The organism is Cellulomonas cellasea (assembly GCF_030372105.1).
In the GTDB taxonomy this organism is placed as follows: domain Bacteria; phylum Actinomycetota; class Actinomycetes; order Actinomycetales; family Cellulomonadaceae; genus Cellulomonas_A; species Cellulomonas_A cellasea_A.
Genome location: NZ_JAUDBQ010000003.1, coordinates 165,461 through 188,049, shown reverse-complemented (window position 1 = coordinate 188,049; position 22,589 = coordinate 165,461). Strand labels below are relative to the sequence as shown.

The window sequence follows — 22,589 nt, the reverse complement described above, 5'->3', positions numbered from 1 at the left end:
CTTGTGTCTATGTCGTTCCCCACTGGCGCCACCGCGTCATCGCCCACGCCCTTGCCGGCACTCTCATCCGGAGCCCCGGTCCCCGCGGCCGAGCGCGCTTACGCGCACGTCAAGGAGCAGGTGCTCACCGACTCGCTCCCCGGCGGCACCATGGTCAGCGAGGGCGACATCGCCGCCCAGCTCTCCATGAGCCGCACGCCCGTCCGGGAGGCGTTCCTCCGCCTCGAGTCCGAGGGCTGGCTGCGGCTCTACCCCAAGCGCGGCGCCCTGGTGGTGCCCGTGGCCGCGGGCGAGGCGCAGTCAGTGGTCGACGCGCGCCTGCTCCTCGAGGTCCACGCCGTCGAGGCGCTGCGCCACCGCGACGATCGCGAGCGGCTGCACGAGCGTCTGAGCGCCTCGATCGAGCAGCAGCGCGCCGCGTTGGACCGCGGCGACATCGACGCCTACGCGGAGCACGACACCGAGTTCCACCTGACGATCGTCGCCGCGGGCGGCAACCCGCTGCTCACGAGCTTCTACGTCACCCTGCGGGAGCGGCAGCGGCGCATGGTCGCGCGGTCGCTGTGGCGCGACGAGAGCCGCGCGCGGAGCTTCGTCACCCAGCACGAGCACCTCGCGGCGGCCGTCGGCGCCGGGGCGGTAGCCGAGTTCAAGGTCGCGCTGCGCCGCCATCTCGACCACGCGCACCTTCCCGAGCGGGCCGCAGCGGCCGTCGACGCCCGATGACCGCCACCGACCTGCGCGATGCCCCCCAGCAGGCGCCGGGCGACGGATCGGTGCCCCGCCGCGCGTGGCTCGCGGTGGCCGCCACGATGGTGGCCGTCGCGTGGGGCGGCAACGAGTTCACCCCGCTCCTGGTCATGTACCGGGAGGTCAGCAGTTTCTCCGCCGTGACCGTCGACCTGCTGCTGGGCGCCTACGTGCTGGGAATCGTGCCGGCGCTACTGCTCGGCGGCCCGCTGTCCGACAGGTACGGGCGCCGGCCCCTGCTGCTCCCCGCGGCGCCGCTGAGCCTCGCGGGGTCGCTCGTGCTCGCCGTCGGGTCCGGCTCGCCGCTCGCGCTCGGCATCGGCCGCGTGCTGTGCGGAGCCGCGCTGGGGCTGGTGATGGCTGTGGGGTCCACCTGGATCACCGAGCTCTCCGACAACGCCGGTGACGACCCGCGGGCCGGCGCCCGGCGCGCGTCGCTGGCCCTGACCCTCGGCTTCCTGGTGGGCGCCGGGGTGGCGAGCGTGCTCGCCCAGTGGGGCCCGTGGCCCGCCCACACCGCCTACATCCTGCACGCCCTGTTGACCCTCGCCTCAGGCGCGTGGCTCCTCAGTGCGCCCGAGACCCGGCAGCCCACGGCCAGCGCCTCGCAGACGCCGCTACGGGACGACCTGCGCATCCCCGCCGCAGGCGATCGCCGGTTCCTGCGCGTCGTGCTGCCCCTGGCCCCCTGGGTCTTCGGCTGCGCGGGCTCCGCCTACGCGGTGCTGCCCAGCCTCATGCGCGAGCACTCCGGTGGGATGCCCATCGCGTTCTCCGGGCTGCTCACCGTGCTCACCCTGGGCTGCGGCATCGGCATCCAGGTGCTCGGGCGGGCCATCGACACCGACCGCAGCGCCCGCGCGTCCGTGGTGGCCCTCGCGATCATCGCCGTCGGGATGGGACTCGGCGCCTACGCCAGCGCCCGCCTCACGCTGGTCGGGGCGCTCCTCGCGGCCGCCGTCCTCGGCATGGGGTACGGGCTCGCCCTCGTGGCCGGGCTCAACGAGGTGCGCCGCATCGCCGGGCCCGACGACTTGGCCGGGCTCACCGCCGTCTACTACTCCGTCGCCTACGTCGGCTTCTTCATCCCCGCGGTGCTGGCCGTCCTGGCCGGCTGGTGGAGCTACCCGCAGATGTTCGCCGGGGGACTGGTCATCGCGCTCGGGTGCCTCACGGTGGTCGCGGCCGCCTGGCGCGCCCACCTGCCCGCCACCGCCGCCGTGACGCTGGCCACACCCGACGCCGTGACCAGCATGGGCATCAGCGAGAGCGGCGCCCACAGCGCGGGCGACGGACGAGAGACCCCCGTTCAGTGAGGTAGAGTCTCCGTGTTCCCACGGGAACGTTCGGGCTGTGGCGCAGCTTGGTAGCGCACTTGACTGGGGGTCAAGGGGTCGCAGGTTCAAATCCTGTCAGCCCGACAGAGAACTGCAGGTCAGGAGCTTACGAGCTTCTGACCTGCAGTTGTATACGGGGTCGCCCATTAGCCACCAGCATGCCTTTAGGTGCTCGCGCGCCTCGACGAGTGACTCGGTGCCGCCGTCCCCGGCCAGGGCTCGGTCCAGAGTGCGGGCCCAGAACGGCCGCGGTCGGCCGAGAGTGGCGCCGTATGGAAGTGGCACTAGCTCCAACCGCGAACCAGATTCAGGACAGTGCTTTTCGAGGCGTGCACCCCTGCCGGCGACCTGACCCTGAGCGTCGGAACGAGAGCCCGCGTGTTCTGCCCAAGGAGCGCGACTGAGCCAATGAACGCGGGCCCGCAGAGCCATCGCTCGCTCGAGATCGGCCCTCGCCTCGGCCAAGACTTGCTTCGAGTCGACCAAGCGCCGGCTGGTGGACCGCGCTCGATCCGTGATGAGCGCGAGCGCGTTCTGCGCGGGGTGAATGTTGGCGTGATGTGAAGTGCTCCGAGCAACTTGGGGGATCGGCGTACCGCCGGTGCTCTCAGGATCGAAGGCGCTCGGGTTCGGCTGGCAACGCAGCCGTCGCAGGCTGCTGGACATGTCCGACCGCGATGACAGCGGGGCGAGGTGGTTGGTTGCACCATCGCGCGCTTCTACCATGTGAGTATGACGTTTCCTGCCATCGCCGTGCGTGTCATGGTCGCTTCTCCGGGTGACGCGATCGAGGAACGCGCGGCAATTGCCGATGTGCTCGACCGGTGGAACGGTGACCGCGCGATGCAGTCCGGGGTCGTGCTACTGGCCTGGATGTGGGAACGGCACGCGGTGCCGGAGCTTGGAGGCAGTGGGCAGGACGTTATAAACGCCCAGGGACTGGATGACGCAGACATCCTGGTGGCGGTGTTCCGTTCGAGGCTCGGTCAGCCGACGCGGGAGTTCGCGTCGGGGACGATGGAGGAGATCAAGCGGGCCGACGCGGCGGGCATGCCTGTGCACGTGTACTTCTCGAATATGTCGCACCCACAGAACGTCGACGAAGCGCAGCTCGCGTCGCTCCGGGGCGCGCGGAGGCTGCTGTGTGACGACGGGCTGGTCGGCGGCTACAACTCGATCGAAGACCTGCGCGAGAAGGTTCGCGCTGCGATCGAGAAGGACGTCGACGAGATTAAGGCAACTAGCTTCGTGCCCGCTGGTGACTTAGGGCCTAAAGCCGATCTCACGGCGAGCGACTGCCCGCGACTCGTCGACGGGCAGGCCGAGTTGGTCGTCCGCAACTCTGGAACAGGGACGGCGCGGGACGTGAGAGTCTCCTTGTCGTCGAAGCAGGTAGCAGACGGGTACCACTTGCCTTCGTTGGACAAGCACCCCGGTGTCAACATCGCGGGCGGATCGGGTTGGAGCATCCCGTTCGTGGACCTGCCTCCCAGCATCGCGAAGCACAGTGAGGTCACCTTCACCTGGACAGAGCGCGGGCAGGAGTTCACGGAATCGCACTCGATCAACCTGAGTCACCTGAGCGGCTTCGTCTTGTAGCGCGCCACTCCAGGCATGGCGAAGGCCCGCTCAACCAATATGCCGGTCTGCCGCCGGGGGCGCATTACAGCGCGATCCATAGCGGGAGCGTTCCTTTTCTGCTCCTCTGGCAGTGTCGATTGCGGGTTCTGGAGTCCATGCTGCCGTCTACACTGCGGCCTATGTGAGCCCAGCTTGCGTCGCAGGTCGAGCATCGCGGGACCGGAGGTGGAACCAATGCCGAACGAGTTGGAGATGGGAACGCGTCGTGTAGGCGACCTTATCGACTTCCAACAGGACACACCGGAGGTCAAGGTCACTCTCGAGCGGTCCGATAAGGGGATCAGCGTCTTAGTGCCCTGGTCGGATCCGGAGAGCCCGTATGCGCAGTGGTTCCTAAGGGATGACGGCCATATCGAGACCCCGCCGCAGCCAGGTTCTCTGCCGGCACCGAAGAGGGTGCAGTTCCATGACTCGCACGGCGTCGTTCTGCTCATTCGTTGCTTCCCCCGCGGGTATCACAGCAACGTGCTGGGCCCGGGGAGCGGTACCCTTTGGGCTCGCGCTGCAATCATCGGCGTGGGGCGGAACGTCGAGTTTGAGCGACCTCATGGCATGCAGACAGAGATCTCCGGGCTGCGCGCGTGGCTTGGAATCACTTCTTGGCAAGAGGAGCATGACTGGTCGGGCGGTCACCGCGGGATATGCTTATCATCCAAGCGCACGCTCGACATTGATGTCGGCGAATTTGATGGCTTCTCACTGCGGTTTCGGCCAGGCTGGCGTATCGCTCACGAGGACGGCGGAGACCGACGGGTGGTCCTTGATCTTGTCCACTGCGTCACGGGAAGCGAGGATCCGCGCGGTTGGGACGAGCACGAGCAGCTCCACCGGGCGGTCCGCGATCTTCTCGTGCTGTCACGATGGAATCCCGAGTCGTGCGTCGTGAGACGTGCTATGCACAGGGAAGATCCACTGCGCACTCTGGACGGCAGAGAGCACGGTGAGCAGTGGCGGGATGTCGTCGTTCCCGACGATACTCTCGCCGCGCCACCCTCCGGCTATCGCGATCACCTACTGACCTTCGCTGAGTTGAAGGAGGAGGGAATCGTGCGCTGGATTACATTGCGAGACGCGTTCGCTCGTGCCCTCGATCCGGTTATTTCCGGACTCGATATTCGAAAGGCGTCGCCGAGCACGATGCTCGCGCATACTGGGCCAGGCCTGGAGGCCCTCGGCTATCTGCTCATAGTACGCGACGGAAATTCTGAACGGGACGCGAGAAGGGCGACATTACAGGAGCGGTTCGTGCGTATCCTTGCCGATCTAGGTGACTGTTTGCCGTTCGATGGTCCCGGATGGGCAACAGACACGGCCGCGGCGTACAACGGATTGAAGCATGCGAACCGCGCGGAGCCGAACCCTGTCGACGTGCTTAACGCATGGCGCACGAGCGTCATGGTCGTCCGCGCTTGGGTCGCGATCGAGTTGGGGACACCAGAGGATGTTGTGAAGGTGAGGCTCGCGCGCGACCCGCAGTGCCGTCCGTACGTGAATCGTGACTGACGACCGCGTGCCTAGAGTATCCGTAGGGCGTGTCTCGGTTCTGAGATGACGCGCTCGAGAGCGCTTATCACCCCGCAGCGGGGCCCCCTCTCGGACGGCCAGGTCAGAATAGGCAGTTCTCGCCACCGCGGGGGCAGAATAGTAGTTGTCCGGGCCGTCGGTGTTCACGGCAGTCCTGCATGTACTCCGCGTTGCGGATTTCAGCCGGACGTACTTCGATGGTGGCGTGCGTAAAGCTGCGGAATGAGAGGGTCGCAGGTTCAAGTCCCGTCAGCCCGACAGAAAAGCCCTGGTGAGAGTTCCTCTCGCCAGGGCTTTGTCGTGTCCGGGGCATACCGAAGGGCTGCCAGAACGGCGTGGCTAGGCGGCCCTCGGTCGGCGCGGGATCACGACGAGCGACACGACCGCGGCGACGGCGGCAGCCCCCGCGGCGAAGCCGAAGGCCTGTTGGAACCCGGTGTCGCCGCCTGCGACCAGGCTGAGCGCGGCGATGCTGGACGCGGTGGCGACGCCGATGGAGGCGCCGAACTCGTGGAAGGTGCTGAGCAGGCCTGAGGCGATCCCCGCCTCCTCAGGGCCGATCTGGCCGAGGGCCGTGGCCGACGCCACCACGAACAGGGCGCCGATGCCGAGGGCCCCGAAGCTGACCCCGATGGTGATCGCTGCCGTGTGCGGCCACATGGCTGGCACGAGCAGGCCGGCGGCGGCGATCATCATGCCCAGTGCCCCCAGGGTCCGAGCGCCCATGCGGGCGATCAGGCGTCCGCCGAGGCTCGCGCCCGCCATGGTGGCCACCGCGATCGGCAGGAACAGCACGCCGGTCGTCAGCGGTCCGTGTCCGGCGGACTGCTGGAAGAAGAAGGTGCCGAGGAAGAACACGGCGACCATCAGGGCGGTGGCGATGAGGATCACGAACACTCCCGCGCCCACGGGGCGGCGGGTCAGCAGTCCGAGGTCCATGAGCGGGGAGGCCGCGGTCTTCTGGCGCCAGCCGAACAGCAGGTACAGCAGCACTGCGGCTCCGGCCGCGAGGAGCGTCTGCGCGTCCGCCCATCCCGCCTCGCCCGCGGTGGTCAACGCGTAGATCGCCGAGCCCGTCGCCCCGGTCACCAGCAGAACGCCCAGGACGTCGAGCGCGGGCCGCGGGCCAGCGGCGGGCGGCAGTGGCGGGAGGACTCGGGGGAGCGCGGCCAGCACGATCAGGCCGAGGGGGATGTTGAGGAAGAACACCCACGGCCAGCCCGGGCCGGCGGTGATGAGCCCGCCCAGCAGCACGCCGACGGCCGCGCCGCCGCCGCCGAGGGCGGACCAGATGCCCAGGGCTCGGTTGCGCTCGTCGCCGGTGAACAGCCGCACCACCACCGAGAGCGCGGCTGGCGAGAGCATCGCCGCGGCGAGGCCTTGGGCGACGCGGCCGGCGAGCAGCGCGGTGCCGTTGTCGGCGACTCCCGCCAGCAGCGAGCCGGCCGTGAAGGTGAGCAGCCCGGCGTAGACGATCGGCTTGGAGCCGAACAGGTCCGCGCTGCGCCCGCCCAGCAGCATGAGCCCGCCGAAGGTGAGGGTGTAGGCGGCGACTACCCAGGTCGCCACCTCGCGTGTCAGGTCGAGGTCGGCGCTCATCTGCGGCAGGGCGATCGCCACGACCGTGACGTCCAGGATCAGCATGAACTGCGCGATGCCCAGCAGCGCGAGCGCGAGCCAGCGCTTCGGGTAGACCCCTTCGCGGGCCACCGCCTGCGTCCTCGTGGTCGCCATCGCTCCTCCTAAGTCGTACGGCCGCGTCCGGGTTTCTCTCACGGTAACTCAGACATTCATGTACGGGAAGTGGGTGTGTGGCGGCCATTACACTTCCCGGATGCCACAGCGCTCTGCCCTCGTCGCCGGTCTCGCGCCCCTCGGAATAGGACTCGGTGTCGGGTCGCTCACCTCGCTGCTCCAAACGAGCGCGGACTTCCCCTGGCTCGCCCTCGTCAACGCGGTCAGCCCGTGGCTAACGACGGCCTTCGCTGCCGGCGCCCTCCAGCGCAGGCTCTCCGCCGCGACGTGGGCCGGCCTGGCCGCGACGCTCATGCAGGTGGTCGGCTACTACGCCACCGCCGAGGCTCGGGGCTTCGGTGTCAATCTCGGGTGGGTGGCGATGTGGGCCGTGTGTGCCATCGTCGGAGGCCCGCTGTTCGGCGCAGCCGGGCACGCCTGGCGCCGTGGCCGCCCGTCCGGCCTCGGGGCCGCCGCCCTGGTCGCCGCGTGGGCCAGCGAGGCGGTAATCGCATACCAGCTCCGCCTCGGCTACACGTCGAGCGCCGTGCTGTTCGGCGTCATCGCCGTGGTCCTCGCGCTCGCGCTCGGGAGGCATCGGGCCCAGTACGGCCGCATGGCGGCGTGGCTCGTGCCCCTGCTACTGGCAGGCGCGGCCGGGCATGCCGTGCTGGGGGTTGTCGCGGGCTGAGCCTGGGCCAGCGCTCGCCCGATCGGTCCGCCTCCTCCCGTGAGGTCACCCGACAACCCACTCGACTGGCCCCGGGTTCATGTGCCCTTGAGATCGCAGTCGAAGAACTCGATGGTCCGCCGTCTGGCGTCTCGGGTGGCGGCCTCGTCGTACTCGGTTCCCGAGACCCGCGCCAGGAACCTCAGCAGTAACGTCTGGTCGCCAGGGTCGTGGTCGTTCATGAAGCCGTGCCCGGCGCCGGGATAGACCTTGATGTCGTGCGGGACGTCGAGCTCGGTGAGCAATCGGTCGAGCCGCTCACCGGCCCGCCAGCCGAGCGGCGAGTTGTCCGAGCCGCCGTAGCTCCCCACGATCGGGCATGCCTGCGAGATCCACTCCTCGGCGTCGGACGGACAGCCTCCGTAGTTCACGCTGGCACCGGAGCAGCCGTGTTTCGCCGCAGAAGTACCCGAAAGGCGTACTTTTGGCATGACAACTCGGGTAGCGGTGTACGCGCGCCAGTCCGCCTTCGTTCAGGAAGGCGTCACAGATCAGGTTCGGCGGTGCACAGCACTGGTCAAGGGGTGGGCCGTCGCGGGCGTCTACCAGGACAACGACACCAGCGCGACCAAACCCCGTGCCGCAAGACCGACTGGGCGCGCATCCTCAACGACGGCCGCGATGGGCTTTTACGCAAGCTGCCAGAGACGGCGACCGAGCAGTGTTGGGCTGTCATCTGCCTGGACCTGGGCATTGACACCAGCACCACGACTGGCGCGGCTATGGCTCAGGTGACGTGCGTGTTCGCCGAGATGGAGCGGAAGCGGATCGGGAGCGGACGCGCGAAGGCATGGCCAAGATCAGCCCCGAGGCCCGCGAGAGGAAGCGTCAGAGCCCCGGACGGCCCCGGTCCCTGAGCCCGGCGACAGAGGCCCGCATCCGCGAGTTGCGCGCCGGAGGCAGCGGTCTCGCGGTCATCTGCGCCACGCTCACCGCCGAAGGCGTGCCCACCGCCACGGGCGGGCGCTGGTGACCGGCAACCGTGCGTGGGGTGCTCGGGAGGGCTTAGGCGACCTCGGCCGAGACCTCGACCTCCGTATCCTCGAACATGCAGTCGATGATGTCGTCGATGTGGAACGACACCTTCTCACCGGGGTGCATGTAGACGTAGATCGGCCAGTTCTCAAGCGTGCCGAGTAGCCGGTTGCCGTTGCGCTTCGTCACCCTGACCCACATCCGCTCGCCCGGGAACCGTTCGACTGACCACATCAGCTTCACCAGGTCGCCAGGTCGGACGTCCGCCTTGTCCTCGTCGTCCGGGACCCAGAACGAGTCCGGGTACTGCCGGTGACGCTTAAGCCCCGAGTCCAACTTGCTGCGGTGCCAGACGTGGCGCCCCCAGTACCATTCGACACGCGGAGCAAGCCCGACCCTGAGCGCAACCTCGAACTGCTGGGCGACCCAGAACGGCCGCTCCCAGCGGGGGACCTCGTACAGCTCGGCCTGCAGTTCGAGTCGTCGGTCTATGTCGGGGATCAGCCGCACGATCGCCGCAAGCACTATGCCAGGGGCGAACCCGAAGATGAGCACCGCGAGCGCGAACGCCCCGAGCGCTCCCGGCGCCCCGATGAGGTCTCCAATCATGCGAACGCCACCTTCATCGACTGGAACCGGGGCTGGCTTTCGGCCCGCGCGATGACAGCGCCAAGTTCCCTGCGCCCAGCGTCGGTGAGCGTGTAGTACCGGCGAGGCGGGCGCTTCTGGCCCTCAGCGCGTTCCTCCCAGTGATCATCCAGCCAGCCCTCGCTCATCATCCGGTCGAGCTGCGGGTAGAGGACCCCCGACCGCACTCCGGACCGCTTGGACAGCGCGTAGCCCCACACGCGACCGTCACCCTCTCGATCCATGTCCAGGAGCGCGAGCGACACGAGCACCAGCGCATGAGTGACCTTCATAGGTATAAAGCTACATAGGTAGGACTGGGTGGTCAAGGGGCGGCGCGCCAGTGACACCGAGCCAACCGGTCGTCTGCGATCCCAACCCAGCCGGCCCTCCCGTCGTTGCCCAACTCTTCCGTAGGCTCGGTATGTGAGCAGCAAGAAGCGCTTCCGGTGCTACGTGTTCGTTGGAGCCGACGAACAGCAGATGTCGACGGCTTGGCACTTCTGGGCGCACAGGACTTCGTTTTACCTCACGAATGAAGATCTGGGAGGGCTCAAAGTCAGCCTCCACGGCCGTGACCCGCGGCACCCCGGAAAGGAGCACTATCGAATCGAACCCGTCAACAGTGGAGGCGGGCTGCACGGCACGGAACGGGTTGCACTCATCCCGCCTCGGGATGGTTGGCCGCTGCGGTTCAAGGGGCAACGAACCGACCAGGGAGATCTGGTTCTCCGGCTACGCGTGACATATGCGGCGAGCCGCCTGTCGAGTCGTCCGGCTCCACCACCACAAATGCCCAGCAGTGCGAGGATCGCGCTGCCTCCACACCTGGATGGTTGGGCCAACGACTTCGAACTGACCTTCTCGCAGGTGCCGATGGGCTGGTACCCCGCGAACACTCACGACGACTGGATCACCCTGAGCCACGCTGGAACTACGGTTCACATCGGGAGGAAGCAACCGGGCTTCATGATCAACAGTGACGACGGGGCAGTGCTACGCGGCAACTCACGCCGCCGCTGGACCGACTGGTATCCCACGCCGGCCCACCTGCGTGCGTCGCCGGAGGCGGCATCTCCGAATGGCCGGCGCGTCGTCGCCATTGACGTTGATGCGGATGGACTGCTGTGGGTTGTCGAACAAGCGATGACGCCAGCATCCATCCTCTCTCTTCCTGGCGATGAGGATCGACGCAGATCGGAGCGTTGGGGCGGGATCAACTCGCTCTACCGATAAGGGCAGGCGCGCATCGCTGAGCGGCACGATCATGACACCGCGTAGACCTGCGTGACAGTGCGCGCGCCCTCCTCCCACGTAACTTCCACTTTGGACACGGCAGGGTCCGCCAACGAGCGTTCGACGATGACCTTGAAGCCGTTGCCGGGCGATATGTGCGTGTCCTCGTAGCCAGGGAGCACCATTGCCGCTCCCTGCTCTCCGGGCCGGGTGACGTCAGTGACCTTCACCAGTTTGACGTCCTGGCCACCGGTGTTCGTGAACACGCGTGTGTTCTTGCCCTCTGAGCTTATCTGCCACACCGTCTTTCCTTCCGCCCTGAGACGTGAGTTCACTTCGTCGTTGCCCGCGCTGACCGCCCACTCGACGGCCTCGCGGCCGGAACGCTCGGCTCGCTTCCCTGCCCGCCGAGCGGACGAACCAAGCAGCGCCGCTGCCGCCGCAACGATCACTGAGAGCACCGATGCTCCGGCCTGGATCCAGTCTGTGAGTGTCGGGCCGTCACCGGTAACGATCACGATCGGGTCTGGGGCCATAGCAGCCCATCTTGCACGGCCCGCGCCGGTCCACGTGCGCGCTTCAACGTAGAGAACGCCGTAACCCGTCGGGCTCACTCTCATGCGCGCGTTACGCGCCCGCGCGTCGAGAGTGTGCACCGCAGCGGCCGCACGCCCGGCTTCCCAGCACCGCCCCTCAATGTGGTCATACCAACACCACCGCTCCGGCCGAGCCGCCGAGCCGCCCCGTAGAGGGGGGCGGCTCGGCTCGGGCTCTCAGGGGCCGCGCCTGACGGCTCGGAAGTCGGGCGGCTGGGGGGGTCTGTTCAGCGCAAACGGCGTGTCGAGCCGCCGGAGCCGCCCCGAGCCGTCCGCGCGCGGCTCGGCCCCGTCCGGGCGCAGCCCGGGCAGCTGGGCGGCTCGGGCTTGTAGTACGCCTTTTACGCGCCAGTGCGGCGGCCAACGCGATTGCGTACCCACCGCCCATGCAGAAGCCGATGACCCCGATCCGGCGGGTGCACTCATGGTGGTCTCGAGGCCATCCTCGGGCCGCTTCGATGTCGTCGAAGGACCGCCCGCGGCGTTTGCCGAGATCCCGCATGACGGTGCGGAGACAGCCCAGGCGGCTGCCCCAGTAGTACAGGTCGGGCGCGACGGCCAGATACCCCTCGCCCGCCAGCCAGTCGGCTTGGGAGCGCAGGTCATGGCTCATCCCCGTGAAGTCGTGGATGACCACCACCCCGGGCCACGGCGGCGGCGTCCCCGGAACCGCACAGTAGGCGGGCATCTTTCCCCGCCCGGTTTCGATCTCCAGGTTCACGACGGACCCCCCGGGGCGGCATCCGGATCTGTTTGCGGCGATCAGCCCGAACCGCTCATACCGGATTCCGTCCACCCTCTCCCCGTCGAGCCGGGATGTCGAGTCGGGCGCCACGGCACGACGATCACGGGGCGATCGCCGCAACAGTGCTCTCCTGGATCGGCATGGCCGCTGGGCTCGCCGAGCTCGCCCCGGGAGATTCGCCGGCTTGTCGCCCAGGTGTGCCCCGGCACGTGCGCTAGGCGCTCCGGGTCACGAGCGCGAACGCGCCATATCCGAAGGCGAGCTGGGCGACAACGAGGAAGAAGAGACTCGGGGCGACCGGTGCGCCGAGGCTGATCGCGAGAGTGGCGGCCGAGGTCAGCGGCAGCGCGCTGACCCCGACGACGGCGAACGCCCGGGTGGCGATGGCATGGTCGCGCTCGTCGCCGGAGCCCGCGCACAGCCGGTCGCCTGGCGTTGCGCTGTCGGGCCGGCCCGTCCCGCGCCAGAGGGCGACTCCGCCGAGCGCCGCGCCAATCAGGCAGCCCACGGCGACCCCGCGCCCGAGATTCCCCGGGCCCCAGCGCTCGAGGGTGGCGATGAGCGCTGCCGCCGTGACGAGGACTGCAGCGAGGCGCGCCGCGAGGGCTGTGTGACCGTGCGGGGAAGCGTGCGAGCTGTCAGTCGTCGACATGGAAGACCTCCTCGATCGTGCGCCCGAAGAGTCGGGCGATCCGGAACGCCAAGGGGAGCGAGGGGTCGTAGCGGCCGCGTTCGATCGAGATGACCGTCTGGCGGGAGACATCGAGCCGCCTCGCGAGCTCGGACTGGGTGAGGCCGGCCGCCGCACGCATCTCGGAGACGCTGTTCCTCATGAGGCGCCTCCTGGTGGATGTCAAGGACCCTTGACATCAGGATGGCGGTCCGCCGACGTCCATGTCAAGCAAACTTGACCTGCACGCCGTCCCGAACCGGCGTGGCCGGCCACCGGCCCGCGCCGACCCCCTGGGAGACCGACGCGGGCAGGCCGGGTCAGGCGAGGTGCGGGAACCGTCCGCGGTGCAGCGCCTTGATCTCCTCCGTGAGCTCGTCGGCCGGGCCGTCGACCACGGCGCCCGGGACGACCTGCATGATCGGCAGCGGCGCCACGGGCCCGGCGGGGCAGCCCCACTCCGTGAGCCACGAGGTGAGCTGCTTCGAGGACGCCACGTAGACGATCCGCCCGAGGCCCACCCAGCCGTGGCTCGCCGCGCACATCGGGCAGTGCTCGCCGGAGGTGTAGACCGTCGCCGACGCGCGATCGGCGGGGGACAGGTGGGCGGCGGCCCAGCGGGAGATCTCGAACTCGGGGTGGCGGGTCTGGTCGCCGTCCTTGACCCGGTTGCGGTCCTCGAACAGCGTCTCGCCTGTGGCCGAGACCAGCACGGAGCCGAAGGGCTCGTCGCCGTCCTCGAGCGCCTCCCTGGCCAGGTCGACGCAGCGGCGCAGGTGATTCAAGTCAATCGCTGTGATGCTCATCGGGTCATCTTCGCCCGAGCGGCGCGGCGGACACGACGGGGCGCGCTGGGCGCCCACGCGTGAGGGAGCCCGGTGGAGGTGATCCACCGGGCTCGTCGGCTCGTGCAGGTCGAGGCGGCTCGGGTTAGCCCGTTCCAGGGGCCCGCCTGCGGACGGCGGTGGCGCCCCAGGCGACGAGGCCGCCGATCGCGCCGATCGCCGTGCCGGTGACCAGTCCGCTGGGGATGGCGGCGAGGCGGGGGATGAGCGTGCTGGCCTCGCCCGTGCCGATGGCCGGAGGCGCGCCCTCGAAGGCGGTGTCCCACAGGAGCTGGTGGGTGATCACCAGCATCACGCCGAACATCACACCAGTCAGGAGGACGGTGAGGAACGGCCGTGGCGAGTGCCGCAGGACTGTGACGGCGATCCACACGAGGACGGGGCCGATGGCCAGCAGGGCGGTCAGGAGCGTGCCCTCGTCAATCACGTGGAGGTCGTGGAGGATGACTCGGGGCAGGCCCAGGAGCGCGAGTCCCGCCATGGCGACGAGCGGCATGCCGAAGCGGGGCTGACGGTCCGGGGCGGTGCGTGTCGGGGTGAGAGTGTGCTCTGTCATGCCACCGACGCTAGGGACGGCGCCGGGCTGGCTGCTGCCGGCCCCAGGCGAGATGTCAGGTCGCCTGGCGCCGACGCGCCGTGTCGCGCACAGGCGACAACGAGGCCCGGACCCACTGGCCCGGGCCTCGCCGCGTCAGATGGCCATGCCCGCCTGGAACCCCATGTGCACGGCCTCCGCGACCTTCGCGGGCTGGACCGCGTCGCCGACGACGTGCAGCTCGGCGACCCGGCCTGCCAGGGCGTCCGCGAGCGTCGTGTTCGAGCGCACCCCGAACGCCGTGATGACGGTGTCCGCCTCGATGCGCTCCTCGCCGTCGGGCCCCTTGACCTGGACCGCGCCGGGCTCGACGGCTGTGACCACGTGGCCGGTGAGCACCCGCACCCCCTGCTCGGCGAGCTGCCGCAGCAGGGCGACCCGGTTGTAGACGACCATGGTGGGGGCGATCGCCTCCGCCATCTCGACGACCGTCACCTGGTGGCCGTCGCGCGCGAGCTCGAGTGCGGAGTCCACGCCGGAGAGCCCGCCGCCGCACACCACCACGCGCTTGCCCACGGGCGCCCCGCGGTGGAAGGCGAGCACGTCGACCACCCCTGGCGCGTCGATTCCCGGGATGCCCGGCACCACGGGGGTGGAGCCGGAGCCGACCACCACGGCGTCCGCCTCCAGGATCTCGGGGGAGTCGGGCCCGACCTCGTGGTCGAGGTGGACGCGCACGCCCAGCTCGTCGAGCTCGCCGCGCCACCAGTCGATCATCCGGTGCAGCTCGCGCTTGAAGTCGGGTGTCGCGGCGGGCTCGAGCACCCCGCCGATGGCGTCGGTGCGCTCGTACACGTCGACGTCGTGCCCGCGGGATGCGGCGACACGGGCGGCCTCCAGCCCGGCGGGACCGGCCCCGACCACGGTGACCCGGCGACGGGTGGGAGCCGGCAGCAGGACCCGGTCGGTCTCGTGGCCGGCCTGCGGGTTCACGGAGCACTCGACACCGGCGCCGCGCACGACGTTCCCGATGCACAGCTCGTTGCAGCGGATGCACGGGCGCACAGTGGACGCGCGTCCGGCGCGCACCTTGGCGGGCAGGTCCGGGTCGGCGATGAGCATGCGCCCGAAGCCGATGAAGTCCGCGACGCCGTCCCGCAGCGCCTGCTCGCCGAGCTCGGGGGTGAGGTTGCCGCAGACCGCGACGGGGATGTCGAGGTCCGGCTTCACGGCCGCCGCGTCGGGCAGGTAGACGCCGTCGCCCATGTAGTACGACGGGAACGACCAGTCGACGGCCTCGTAGGAGCCGGCGTCGACGAGCAGCACGTCCAGCCCGGCGTCCTGCAGGATCCGCGCCATCTGGCGGGACTCCTCCGCCTCGCGGCCGCCCGGGAACTGGTGCCTGACGGTGATGCGCATCGACAGCGGGAAGTCGTCGCCCGCCTCCTCGCGCACGATCCGCATCATGTCCGTGGGGAACCGCAGGCGGTTCTCGAGGCTGCCGCCGTACTCGTCGGTGCGGCGGTTCCACGTCGAGGACATGAACTGGTCGGTGAGGTACCCGGTGTGGGCGCGCAGGTCGATCGCGTCGAAGCCGCAGTCCAGCGTGCGGCGCACCGCCGCGCGGAACTGCTCGAGGATCGCCCCGATCTGGTCGAGGCTCAGCTCGCGGCAGCGCTGCGACGGGTCGGCCAGGATCGTGTTGTCGGAGGCGGAGAACGACGGGCCGCCGTCGGGCCCCACGGGCATGACCCGGCCCATGCCCGGGGTGAGGTTGGCCGCGATGAGCGCGCCCGCCGCGTGCACCTGCGCCACCGCGTCGCGCAGGGGCGCGATCTGGTGGTCCGCGGAGATCGAGATGACCGACGGGTTGGCGATCTCCGAGACCGTCTGCGTCTGGATGGACTCGGTGATCAGCAGGCCGACACCGCCTCGCGCCCGGGCCAGCCAGTAGGCGAGCCCCACGTCGGAGATGGTGCCGTCGGGGTGGGTGGTGTGCGTGCCCATCGGGGGCATGAACATGCGGTTCGGCAGCTCGAGCGAGCCCCATCGTGCCGGCTCGAGGAGCCGCGAGAAGTCAGACATCGTGTGCGCCTTTGCGAACGGGGGACGTGATGCTCCTCATCGTGCTCGGCGTACCCGCAGGTCAGGCCGGACCTTCGTCCGTGTGGGCTGCCTGGGTGTGACGCACCCTCCCTGATGTGGGGCGTATCGCCGTAGGTTGCTGCCATGACAGCGCCGACCCTCGCCGACTTCCTGCGCGCGCGACGCGACGCCACGACGCCCACGAGCGTGGGCCTGCGCGGCGGCGAGCGCCGACGCGTCCCCGGCCTGCGCCGCGAGGAGGTGGCGATGCTCGCCGACATGAGCGTCGACTACTACATCCGGCTCGAGCAGGGCCGGGAGTCCGGGCCGTCCGGGCAGGTCCTCGACGCGCTCGCCGCAGCCTTCGACCTGGACGACGACGGACGCGGGCACCTGTACCGGCTGGCCGGGCTCGCGCCCCGCCCGCGGGGGGACCGGTTCGCCCAGCGCGTCGACCCCGAGCTGCTGCGCCTCATGGACTCCTGGCCCGGGACGCCCGCGCTCGTCATCAACGCCGCCTACGACGTGATCGCGGGCAACCGGCTCGGCGACGCCCTGTTCGGCGGATTCCCGGTGAGCCGCAACCTGATGGAGAAGGTGTTCCTGGACCCGGCCGCCCGCAGCTTCTACGCCGACTGGGAGGCGGCGGCCGCGAACGCCGTCGCCGGGTACCGCCTCGCGGAGGGCCGATCGCCGGACCATCCGCGGATCCGGGCGGTTGTCGACAGGCTGCTGGCGACCAGCCCCGACTTCGCCCGCCTGTGGAACGAGAACCGCGCTCGCGGCAAGCGGCTCGAGACCAAGCGGTTCGTGCACCCCGCCGTGGGGGAGCTGACCCTGTCGATGCACACCTTCGACGTCGCGGCCGCGCCCGGCCAGCAGCTGCTCTGCTACCAGGCGGAGCCGGCCAGCCGAAGCGCGGAGGCGCTCAGCCTGCTCGGCACGATCGCCGCCTCGGGCGCGCCCGGGTGGGCCGACGTCCGCTCGTCCGCCTCGTAGCGGCCGCGAGCCTGGGTGCGGCCGCGAGCCTGGGTGCGGCCACGAGCCTGGGTGCAGCCGCGAGCCTAGGTGCGGCGCTCCCAGGCAGCGCGCGGCCTTCATCACCGACCAGGACCCCGCGACAGTGGATGGCAAGCACGACAGAGCCCTCCACGAGCGAAGGAACGCACATGAGCGCACATCCCTATGCCGGACTCTGGTCGACCGACGACGGGCGCATCCGCCACCGGCTGCTGCCGGACGGCCGATACGACGAGGCGCGGGGCGACCGCGAGCACGCCTACCGGGGCCAGTACTGGGTCGAGGGCGACCACATCGAGTACCTCGACGACACCGGGTTCACCGCCGACGGCGACTTCATCGACGGCGTGCTCCATCACGCCGGCATGGTGCTGCGCCGACAGTCGGACTCCACCACGACCACCGATGAGAGGACCCGCCATGCCGGCACCGCTTCCTGACCTCACCGCAGCCCCGACTCCCACGTTCCTCTTCACCGGCGGCGCCGTGATCACCGGCTCTGAGGCTGTCCCCGACCTCGAGCGGGGCGACGTGCTGGTGCACGACGGCGCCGTCGTCGCCGTCGGAGAGGACCTGCGACGGCAGCCCGAGCTGGCCGGCCTCGTCGGCGAGGCTCTGATGGTCGACGCCCGCGGCCGGATCATCGCGCCCGGCTTCGTTGACACGCACCGCCACGCCTGGCAGGCGCAGATGCGCCGCAGCATCCCCGACGTCACCGACCTGATGTCCTACGTCACCACGACGCTGGCCCGTACCGCCCCGGCCTACACGCCCGAGGACATGCTCGTCGGGACGCGGCTGGCGGCGCTCAGCGCGATCGACAGCGGCATCACCACGCTGCTCGACTTCTCGCACAACTCCCGCAGCGCCGCCCACACCGACGCCGCGATCCAAGCGCTCGCGGACAGCGGGATCCGCGGGGTCCACGCGTCCATGGCCCCGCACTTCGGCGACTGGGACGAGCAGTGGCCCGGCGACCTGGAGCGGGTCGTCTCCCGGTACCAGGGCAGTGCGGGCGGCCGGCTCTCGGTGCGGCTGGGGGCGTTGGCCACGGACGAGATCGCCGGGCAGCGCCTGGCGTACGGGCCCGCGCTCGGCGCTGTGGCGCAGGGCCTCGACATCGGTGTCAGCATCGACGCCGTCTTCGGGGACGCCTCGTCGGCCGCCATCCTGGATTGGGCCCGTGACGGTCTGCTCGGGCCGTCCGTCACCCTCATCCATGCCACCGGGCTGAGTGACGACGCGTGGAAGGCCATGGGCGACCTTGGGGCCACGGTGTCGCTGGCCCCGACGTCCGAGCCGCAGATCGGCCTCGAGTCGGGCGTCCCGGCCATCGACGAGGCGCTTGCCGCGGGCATCCGGCCAGGGTTGAGCATCGACGTCGAGGTGGCGCTCTCCGGCGACATGTTCACGCAGATGCGCACGCTGCTGGCCATCCAGCGCATGCGCGCCGTCGAGCGCCGGCCGGGCGCCCCCGCCCAGCGCATCACGACACGTGACGTGCTCGACTTCGCCACCCTCCAGGGGGCCCGCACCCTCGGGCTCGGCGACCTCACCGGCTCGATCGAGCCCGGCAAGCGCGCCGACCTCCTGCTGGTCGACGCCCAGTCGATCGGCATGATGCCGCTCAACGACGCGATCGGGGCCCTCGTGCTCGGGGCTGCCGCAGGGGACATCGAGGCGGTGCTCGTCGACGGGATCCCCCGCAAGTGGGCCGGCCGGATCGTCGGCGTCGACCTCGACGCGCTCGTCGAGGATGTCGAGGCCTCCCGCGACCGCATCGTCCGACGAGTCGGCTGAGGAGGTCAGCGCGCTCGTCGTGTCGCGCCCGAGGCCCTGCACGGGCCGCTCAGGCGTCGCGTCGTCGGAGCGTGATGTGGGAGGCGACGGTGAGCCAGACGGTGAAGACGGCCATGACGCCGATGCCGACCATGGGAGGGGCGCCACCGGTGTCGGCCACGCTGTAGGCCGCCTGCCCGGCGGTGGTGGGCCAGTAGTCGCCGAGCGACTCGCCGAGCGGGCCGGGCAGGCCTGGCGTGAGGGCCGGGGCGAGGAGGGCGATGACCACGATCAGCGCGAGCGCTCCCGACGACGACCGTGTGATGACGCCGAACGCGAGCCCGAGCAGCGCGGTGAGCGTGAGGTAGGCGACCGCGGCCAGGAGGGCGCGGAGCACGCCCGGGTCGCCGAGCGACGCCGCGGGCAGCCCGGCGGCGCCGATCACGCCCTGGCCGGCGACGAAGCTGAGGCCCACGGTCACGAGCGCGGTCGCGAGCGCGAGCGCCGAGGCGATCCCCGCTTTGGCAGCGAGCAGCTTGCTGCGCTGGGGCGAGATCGACAGGCTCGTGGCGATCATCCCGGTGGCGTACTCGCTGGTGATCGTCCCGGCGCCCAGCATGCCGATGAGGAGCTGCCCGACCAGGATCCCCTTGAGGCTCATCGCCGTCGGGTCCCAGGGGTCGGGCAGCTCCTCGAGCCAGCCGCCGTGGAGCCCGCTGATGCCGAGCAGGCTCACCGCCACGGTGGTGAGCATCGTCGCGCCCATCAGGAGCCAGGTGCCGCGGACGGAGCGGGCCCTGATCCACTCGGAGGCCAGACGGCTCATCTCTCTCACTCCTCGTCTCGGGGCTGTGCGGCGGTCATGCGCAGGAACGCGTCCTCCAGCGAGCCCTTGCGGGGCGAGAGCTCGGCGAGCTCGACGCCTGCGGTGGCGGCGATGTGCCCCACGTGGTCGGTGGTGGCGCCAGGGATGTCCAGCCCGTCAGGGCCGCTGTCGCTCGCCGCGAGGCCCGCGCTGGAGAGGGCCGCGCGGAGCGCGTCGCGATCAGGCGTCCGGACATGCGCCTGTGTGGTGGTGTGCGCGCTCAGGAAGGCGGGGAGCGGCTGATCGGCCAGCAGGCGCCCGTTGTCGATGACGAGCAGATGGTCTGCGGTGAGCTCCATCTCGCCCATGAGGTGGCTTGAGAACAGCATTGTGCGGCCCTCGGCAGCGAGTTCCCTCATGAGCGTGCGCGCCCAGCGGATCCCCTCCGCGTCGAGGCCGTTGAGCGACTCGTCGAGGATGACGATGTCGGGATCACCGACAAGCGCCGTGGCGATGCCCAGCCGCTGCTTCATCCCGAGTGAGAAGTCTCCAGCGGGGCGCGTGGCCGCATCGGCCAGCCCGACCTGCTCGAGCAGCTCGGCGACGCGGCCGCGGGGGACGTCGCCGGTGCGCGCGATGGAGAGCAGATGGTCGGCGGCGCTCCGCGACGGGTGCACTGCTCGCGCGTCGAGGAGCGATCCGACCACCTGCATGGGGTGGCGGAGCTCCGCGAGGCGCCGGCCGTTGATCGTGGCCGCGCCCTCGGTGGGGCGGTCGAGCCCGAGGATCATCCGCAACGTGGTGCTCTTGCCTGCGCCGTTCGGGCCGAGGAACCCGGTGACGATCCCGGGCCGCACATGGAAGGACAGGCCGTCCACGGCGGTGACTCGCCCGTAGCGCTTGGTCAGGCCGTGTGCCTGGAGCGAGGCGGCACGGCGACGAGGCGCTGTGTGGGGGATGGTGCGCGGCCTGCCGGTGAGACCGGCGGGCCGCCGGTCGGACGGGGCTCGCGGGGTGGGAGTCGTGGCGGACACGGGGCGGCTGTTCGAGGCCATGTGAGCGACACTACACCGTGCGGTGTAGGTGCTGCACTGGTCGGTGTAGGCTCCCTGGTGGACGTGGACGTGATCCCCAGGAACGACCCGGAAGGCTGATGTGACCGCCGAATCGAGCGAGAAAACGGTGCGCGAGGGTCTCGCGCACAAGCGCGCGGGGATCCTCGCCGCGGCACGTGAGCTCTTCGTGCGGAACGGGGTCGAGCGCACCAGCATGGATGCCGTCGCGGCACAGGCCGCCGTGTCGAAGCGGACCGTCTACGACTACTACGGCGACAAGCGCAGACTCCTGCTGGGCGTCATCGAGGACGCGGGCACGTCGGCGCTGCGCACGCTGCGCGCCGCGATCGCCGACAACCTGCCAGACGGCGCCGAGATCGACGACACCGCGGGCCTGGAGCGCGCGCTCGCCGACTTCGCCGTGCAGCTCGGGGCCTCGATGCTCGCCTCGGCGGACTACGCCGCCGCGGTCAAGCTCATCACCGAGAACGAGGCCATGCTGCCCGAGCTCACCGGCCATCCGCTCGGAGTCGCGCACCGGCGGGCGCTCGCCGAGCGCATCGCCCACTACGCCGAACGGGGACTGCTCGACGTCGACGACCCAGCCGTCGCCGCCGACCACTTCAACGCGCTCACGGTGCTGCTCGTCCTCAACGAGGACTACTCGACCCGGAACGACCCCGGCCGCGTCCACGACATCATGGCCGGCGGCGTCCACGCCTTCATGCGCGCCTACGCCCGGCGGCCCGATCCGCGCTGACCAGCGGCCGTCACCTGCGTCCGCGCCCGCCGATCACCGGGCGCACACGGCGCCGGCGATCCCGCGGACGGGATCGCCGGACTGCCGTCGCGGGTGCGATCAGGCCGTCGCGGCCTGGGCCTCGATGGCCAGGCAGGCCTGGATCGTCTCGACGATCGCCGCGGGCACGTCGGCGTCGGCGTAGCGGAGCACGGCCTGCGTCGGAGCCGGGTCGGACACGGCATCGCGGGCGTTGAACCGCGTGGAGTCGCTCACGTGGATCCCATGCTCCTTGCCCGCGGCGGCCGCTGCGGCGTCATGCTGCTCGACGACGGGGAGCAAGACCTCGAGCGGCACGACGCCGACCTCGTCGGGGTCGCGGCCGATCAGCTCGCAGATGGTGCGGTGGAACTCGAGGTACGTCAGGTTGTAGCCGTTGATCGGGTACCGCCCGCCGTGCTCGCCGTGTTCGATGGCTCCGACGGTGGCCTGGGCGACCTGCTCGACGGTGACCGACGACGTGGAGCCGGCGCCGACGCCCACGAAGCCCGGCTGCCTGCGGATCAGGTCGATGAACATCTGCCACAGCGGTGTGCGGCCGGGCATCGTGCCGAAGATGTACGGCAGGCGCAGCGACATGACGTCCATCGCCCCGTCGCCCTCGAGGTACGCGATCTCCTCCTGCGCGAGCCGGGTGCGCGGGTAGCCGTTGCGCGTCCGGTAGCCCAGGTCGGGCCACTGCTCGGCGAACTCGGCGGTGTAGGAGTTGAACAGCACGAACTTCTCGACGCCCGCGGCCCGCGCGAGCCGCGCCACGCGCTGCACGGGGCGCACGTTCGCCTCGTAGAAGAAGTGCGCTGACGGGGCGTCGGGAATGACGCGCTCATCGGCGCCCGCGGCGTAGACCACCGCGTGCCGTCCTGCGAGGAGCGTCGCGAGCTCGTCGTCGGACAGCGCGCTGACATCGGCCAAGACGTTCTCCACCTCGGCGGGGAACAGGTCTTCGACAGGCATGGGCGGCAGCGCCAGCGACGTCACGGCGTAGCCCCGCCGCAGCAGCTCGAGCGTGGTGTGGTAACCGAGGAGGCCGGTGCCTCCGATGACGAGGACCGAGTCCATGGTGTGGCTCCCTACAGTGCTCCGGCGCCCCCGGCGCCGTGA

25 protein-coding genes and 1 tRNA gene are annotated in these 22,589 nt (G+C 70.2%); 12 read left to right on the top strand and 14 right to left on the bottom strand.

Going from position 1 to position 22,589, the window contains the following annotated elements; genetic code table 11:
• Positions 1-9 precede the first annotated feature (9 nt).
• The 5 genes from QUV83_RS04635 (at position 10) to QUV83_RS04615 (ending at position 5,231) form a co-directional block, all read left to right on the top strand.
• The gene (locus QUV83_RS04635; protein ID WP_289563001.1) at positions 10-726 is read left to right on the top strand and encodes a GntR family transcriptional regulator; all 717 of its coding nucleotides are present in this window, start codon (positions 10-12) and stop codon (positions 724-726) included.
• The gene (locus QUV83_RS04630) at positions 723-2,066 is read left to right on the top strand and encodes an MFS transporter (RefSeq protein ID WP_289563000.1); all 1,344 of its coding nucleotides are present in this window, start codon (positions 723-725) and stop codon (positions 2,064-2,066) included. The genes QUV83_RS04635 and QUV83_RS04630 overlap by 4 nt, the downstream gene beginning before the upstream one ends.
• A 31-nt stretch (positions 2,067-2,097) precedes the next feature.
• A tRNA-Pro gene (locus QUV83_RS04625) sits at positions 2,098-2,171 on the top strand.
• Between the two features lie 648 nt (positions 2,172-2,819).
• On the top strand, positions 2,820-3,686 hold the full coding sequence (locus QUV83_RS04620; RefSeq protein WP_289562999.1) for a hypothetical protein: 867 nt from the start codon (positions 2,820-2,822) through the stop codon (positions 3,684-3,686).
• 216 nt (positions 3,687-3,902) lie between these two features.
• Complete coding sequence (locus QUV83_RS04615) at positions 3,903-5,231, top strand: HEPN domain-containing protein (protein ID WP_289562998.1); 1,329 nt, start codon at positions 3,903-3,905, stop codon at positions 5,229-5,231.
• A gap of 360 nt (positions 5,232-5,591) precedes the next feature.
• On the opposite strand, the gene QUV83_RS04610 is transcribed toward QUV83_RS04615, so the two are convergent.
• Entirely contained in the window at positions 5,592-6,986 is a 1,395-nt protein-coding gene (locus tag QUV83_RS04610) for an MFS transporter (protein WP_289562997.1), read from the bottom strand.
• A 100-nt stretch (positions 6,987-7,086) separates the two neighbouring features.
• On the opposite strand from QUV83_RS04610, the gene QUV83_RS04605 reads away from it, so the two are divergent.
• The gene (locus QUV83_RS04605; RefSeq protein WP_289562996.1) at positions 7,087-7,677 is read left to right on the top strand and encodes a DUF6518 family protein; all 591 of its coding nucleotides are present in this window, start codon (positions 7,087-7,089) and stop codon (positions 7,675-7,677) included.
• 77 nt (positions 7,678-7,754) lie between these two features.
• Here the strand turns inward: QUV83_RS04605 and QUV83_RS04600 are convergent, their stop codons facing one another.
• Positions 7,755-8,147: a dienelactone hydrolase family protein gene (locus tag QUV83_RS04600; RefSeq protein WP_289562995.1), complete on the bottom strand. Its 393-nt coding sequence runs from the start codon at positions 8,145-8,147 to the stop codon at positions 7,755-7,757.
• A gap of 359 nt (positions 8,148-8,506) precedes the next feature.
• On the opposite strand from QUV83_RS04600, the gene QUV83_RS04595 reads away from it, so the two are divergent.
• The gene (locus QUV83_RS04595) at positions 8,507-8,689 is read left to right on the top strand and encodes a hypothetical protein (protein WP_289562994.1); all 183 of its coding nucleotides are present in this window, start codon (positions 8,507-8,509) and stop codon (positions 8,687-8,689) included.
• 32 nt (positions 8,690-8,721) lie between these two features.
• Here QUV83_RS04595 and QUV83_RS04590 read toward each other — a convergent pair whose 3' ends face one another.
• Both QUV83_RS04590 and QUV83_RS04585 read right to left on the bottom strand, forming a co-directional pair.
• A complete protein-coding gene (locus QUV83_RS04590; protein WP_289562993.1) occupies positions 8,722-9,300 on the bottom strand; it encodes a DUF2314 domain-containing protein in 579 nt (192 codons plus the stop codon).
• The gene (locus QUV83_RS04585; protein ID WP_289562992.1) at positions 9,297-9,611 is read right to left on the bottom strand and encodes a PadR family transcriptional regulator; all 315 of its coding nucleotides are present in this window, start codon (positions 9,609-9,611) and stop codon (positions 9,297-9,299) included. The genes QUV83_RS04590 and QUV83_RS04585 overlap by 4 nt, the downstream gene beginning before the upstream one ends.
• Positions 9,612-9,744: 133 nt before the next feature.
• Between QUV83_RS04585 and QUV83_RS04580 the strand changes: the two genes are divergently transcribed.
• Positions 9,745-10,554, top strand: coding sequence for a hypothetical protein (locus QUV83_RS04580; RefSeq protein WP_289562991.1), 810 nt, complete (start codon positions 9,745-9,747; stop codon positions 10,552-10,554).
• Positions 10,555-10,583: 29 nt separating this feature from the next.
• Here the strand turns inward: QUV83_RS04580 and QUV83_RS04575 are convergent, their stop codons facing one another.
• The 7 genes from QUV83_RS04575 to QUV83_RS04545 form a co-directional block, all read right to left on the bottom strand.
• Positions 10,584-11,090 carry a hypothetical protein gene (locus tag QUV83_RS04575; protein WP_289562990.1) on the bottom strand — a complete coding sequence of 169 codons (507 nt, stop codon included), beginning with the start codon at positions 11,088-11,090 and terminating at the stop codon, positions 10,584-10,586.
• 166 nt (positions 11,091-11,256) lie between these two features.
• Positions 11,257-11,838, bottom strand: a complete 582-nt coding sequence (locus QUV83_RS04570) for a dienelactone hydrolase family protein (protein ID WP_289563069.1) — start codon at positions 11,836-11,838, stop codon at positions 11,257-11,259.
• 271 nt (positions 11,839-12,109) lie between these two features.
• Positions 12,110-12,547: a hypothetical protein gene (locus QUV83_RS04565; RefSeq protein WP_289562989.1), complete on the bottom strand. Its 438-nt coding sequence runs from the start codon at positions 12,545-12,547 to the stop codon at positions 12,110-12,112.
• Positions 12,534-12,728, bottom strand: a complete 195-nt coding sequence (locus QUV83_RS04560) for a helix-turn-helix transcriptional regulator (protein ID WP_289562988.1) — start codon at positions 12,726-12,728, stop codon at positions 12,534-12,536. The genes QUV83_RS04565 and QUV83_RS04560 overlap by 14 nt, the downstream gene beginning before the upstream one ends.
• Before the next feature lie 157 nt (positions 12,729-12,885).
• The gene (locus QUV83_RS04555; RefSeq protein WP_289562987.1) at positions 12,886-13,371 is read right to left on the bottom strand and encodes a nucleoside deaminase; all 486 of its coding nucleotides are present in this window, start codon (positions 13,369-13,371) and stop codon (positions 12,886-12,888) included.
• A gap of 124 nt (positions 13,372-13,495) precedes the next feature.
• Complete coding sequence (locus QUV83_RS04550; RefSeq protein WP_289562986.1) at positions 13,496-13,966, bottom strand: hypothetical protein; 471 nt, start codon at positions 13,964-13,966, stop codon at positions 13,496-13,498.
• A gap of 135 nt (positions 13,967-14,101) precedes the next feature.
• A complete protein-coding gene (locus QUV83_RS04545; protein WP_289562985.1) occupies positions 14,102-16,030 on the bottom strand; it encodes an FAD-dependent oxidoreductase in 1,929 nt (642 codons plus the stop codon).
• A gap of 144 nt (positions 16,031-16,174) precedes the next feature.
• On the opposite strand from QUV83_RS04545, the gene QUV83_RS04540 reads away from it, so the two are divergent.
• The 3 genes from QUV83_RS04540 to QUV83_RS04530 all read left to right on the top strand — a co-directional run bounded on the left by QUV83_RS04540 (position 16,175) and on the right by QUV83_RS04530 (position 18,850).
• Positions 16,175-17,029, top strand: a complete 855-nt coding sequence (locus tag QUV83_RS04540; protein ID WP_289562984.1) for a helix-turn-helix domain-containing protein — start codon at positions 16,175-16,177, stop codon at positions 17,027-17,029.
• 170 nt (positions 17,030-17,199) lie between these two features.
• Complete coding sequence (locus tag QUV83_RS04535) at positions 17,200-17,490, top strand: Atu4866 domain-containing protein (RefSeq protein WP_289562983.1); 291 nt, start codon at positions 17,200-17,202, stop codon at positions 17,488-17,490.
• Positions 17,471-18,850: an amidohydrolase family protein gene (locus QUV83_RS04530; protein ID WP_289562982.1), complete on the top strand. Its 1,380-nt coding sequence runs from the start codon at positions 17,471-17,473 to the stop codon at positions 18,848-18,850. The genes QUV83_RS04535 and QUV83_RS04530 overlap by 20 nt, the downstream gene beginning before the upstream one ends.
• Positions 18,851-18,899: 49 nt before the next feature.
• On the opposite strand, the gene QUV83_RS04525 is transcribed toward QUV83_RS04530, so the two are convergent.
• Together QUV83_RS04525 and QUV83_RS04520 are read right to left on the bottom strand one after the other, a co-directional pair.
• A complete protein-coding gene (locus QUV83_RS04525) occupies positions 18,900-19,655 on the bottom strand; it encodes an ABC transporter permease (protein ID WP_289562981.1) in 756 nt (251 codons plus the stop codon).
• 5 nt (positions 19,656-19,660) lie between these two features.
• The gene (locus QUV83_RS04520) at positions 19,661-20,689 is read right to left on the bottom strand and encodes an ABC transporter ATP-binding protein (RefSeq protein WP_289562980.1); all 1,029 of its coding nucleotides are present in this window, start codon (positions 20,687-20,689) and stop codon (positions 19,661-19,663) included.
• Between the two features lie 127 nt (positions 20,690-20,816).
• Here QUV83_RS04520 and QUV83_RS04515 point away from each other — a divergent pair, with 127 nt between their 5' ends.
• Positions 20,817-21,449: a TetR/AcrR family transcriptional regulator gene (locus QUV83_RS04515; RefSeq protein WP_289562979.1), complete on the top strand. Its 633-nt coding sequence runs from the start codon at positions 20,817-20,819 to the stop codon at positions 21,447-21,449.
• Between the two features lie 99 nt (positions 21,450-21,548).
• Here the strand turns inward: QUV83_RS04515 and QUV83_RS04510 are convergent, their stop codons facing one another.
• Positions 21,549-22,547, bottom strand: coding sequence for an NAD-dependent epimerase/dehydratase family protein (locus QUV83_RS04510; RefSeq protein WP_289562978.1), 999 nt, complete (start codon positions 22,545-22,547; stop codon positions 21,549-21,551).
• Positions 22,548-22,589 lie beyond the last annotated feature (42 nt).

Bases quoted from the DNA above. Each gene is read 5' to 3' on its own strand.
- QUV83_RS04635 (WP_289563001.1), top strand. From the start codon at position 10: ATGTCGTTCCCCACTGGCGCCACCGCGTCATCGCCCACGCCCTTGCCG.
- QUV83_RS04630 (WP_289563000.1), top strand. From the start codon at position 723: ATGACCGCCACCGACCTGCGCGATGCCCCCCAGCAGGCGCCGGGCGAC.
- QUV83_RS04620 (WP_289562999.1), top strand. From the start codon at position 2,820: ATGACGTTTCCTGCCATCGCCGTGCGTGTCATGGTCGCTTCTCCGGGT.
- QUV83_RS04615 (WP_289562998.1), top strand. From the start codon at position 3,903: ATGCCGAACGAGTTGGAGATGGGAACGCGTCGTGTAGGCGACCTTATC.
- QUV83_RS04610 (WP_289562997.1), bottom strand. From the start codon at position 6,986: ATGGCGACCACGAGGACGCAGGCGGTGGCCCGCGAAGGGGTCTACCCG.
- QUV83_RS04605 (WP_289562996.1), top strand. From the start codon at position 7,087: ATGCCACAGCGCTCTGCCCTCGTCGCCGGTCTCGCGCCCCTCGGAATA.
- QUV83_RS04600 (WP_289562995.1), bottom strand. From the start codon at position 8,147: ATGCCAAAAGTACGCCTTTCGGGTACTTCTGCGGCGAAACACGGCTGC.
- QUV83_RS04595 (WP_289562994.1), top strand. From the start codon at position 8,507: ATGGCCAAGATCAGCCCCGAGGCCCGCGAGAGGAAGCGTCAGAGCCCC.
- QUV83_RS04590 (WP_289562993.1), bottom strand. From the start codon at position 9,300: ATGATTGGAGACCTCATCGGGGCGCCGGGAGCGCTCGGGGCGTTCGCG.
- QUV83_RS04585 (WP_289562992.1), bottom strand. From the start codon at position 9,611: ATGAAGGTCACTCATGCGCTGGTGCTCGTGTCGCTCGCGCTCCTGGAC.
- QUV83_RS04575 (WP_289562990.1), bottom strand. From the start codon at position 11,090: ATGGCCCCAGACCCGATCGTGATCGTTACCGGTGACGGCCCGACACTC.
- QUV83_RS04570 (WP_289563069.1), bottom strand. From the start codon at position 11,838: ATGCCCGCCTACTGTGCGGTTCCGGGGACGCCGCCGCCGTGGCCCGGG.
- QUV83_RS04565 (WP_289562989.1), bottom strand. From the start codon at position 12,547: ATGTCGACGACTGACAGCTCGCACGCTTCCCCGCACGGTCACACAGCC.
- QUV83_RS04560 (WP_289562988.1), bottom strand. From the start codon at position 12,728: ATGAGGAACAGCGTCTCCGAGATGCGTGCGGCGGCCGGCCTCACCCAG.
- QUV83_RS04555 (WP_289562987.1), bottom strand. From the start codon at position 13,371: ATGAGCATCACAGCGATTGACTTGAATCACCTGCGCCGCTGCGTCGAC.
- QUV83_RS04550 (WP_289562986.1), bottom strand. From the start codon at position 13,966: ATGACAGAGCACACTCTCACCCCGACACGCACCGCCCCGGACCGTCAG.
- QUV83_RS04545 (WP_289562985.1), bottom strand. From the start codon at position 16,030: ATGTCTGACTTCTCGCGGCTCCTCGAGCCGGCACGATGGGGCTCGCTC.
- QUV83_RS04540 (WP_289562984.1), top strand. From the start codon at position 16,175: ATGACAGCGCCGACCCTCGCCGACTTCCTGCGCGCGCGACGCGACGCC.
- QUV83_RS04535 (WP_289562983.1), top strand. From the start codon at position 17,200: ATGAGCGCACATCCCTATGCCGGACTCTGGTCGACCGACGACGGGCGC.
- QUV83_RS04530 (WP_289562982.1), top strand. From the start codon at position 17,471: ATGCCGGCACCGCTTCCTGACCTCACCGCAGCCCCGACTCCCACGTTC.
- QUV83_RS04525 (WP_289562981.1), bottom strand. From the start codon at position 19,655: ATGAGCCGTCTGGCCTCCGAGTGGATCAGGGCCCGCTCCGTCCGCGGC.
- QUV83_RS04520 (WP_289562980.1), bottom strand. From the start codon at position 20,689: ATGGCCTCGAACAGCCGCCCCGTGTCCGCCACGACTCCCACCCCGCGA.
- QUV83_RS04510 (WP_289562978.1), bottom strand. From the start codon at position 22,547: ATGGACTCGGTCCTCGTCATCGGAGGCACCGGCCTCCTCGGTTACCAC.